We start from the raw sequence: 402 nt of genomic DNA on the forward strand, positions 1-402 counted from the left end.
TTTTTAGACATGCCGCTGTCAACTCAATCTCTTTATTTTCATGTGTCAATGCGAGCGGGTGATGATGGGTTTATTAATAATCCTAAGAAAATTCAACGAATGGTTGGATGTGGAGATGATGATTTAAAGCTATTAATGGCCAAAAGATTTATTTTAGTTTTTGATAGCGGAGTTATTGTTATCAAGCATTGGAAAATTCATAACTATATTCGAAATGATCGATACAAACCAACTCTATATCAAGAAGAAAAGGCTGAATTAGCTGAGAAAAATAGTAAGGCATATACCTTTAAAACCGAGGTTATAGAGAGTGAAAACCATCTTGGTATACCAGATGGCAACCGTATGGGATACCAAATGGATACACAGGTTAGGTTAGGTAAGGATAGGTTAGTTAAGGAT

Annotated in this window: 1 protein-coding gene; it reads left to right on the top strand. The window is 34.8% G+C overall.

All coding sequences use genetic code 11. The features are described from left to right. Positions 1-402: hypothetical protein (locus ACTQZK_RS13240; protein WP_441899749.1), on the top strand; the 402-nt coding region annotated here is incomplete at both ends.

It is taken from the genome of Paraeggerthella sp. LCP19S3_G8 (genome assembly GCF_052119225.1).
Classification (GTDB): Bacteria; Actinomycetota; Coriobacteriia; order Coriobacteriales; family Eggerthellaceae; genus Paraeggerthella; species Paraeggerthella hominis.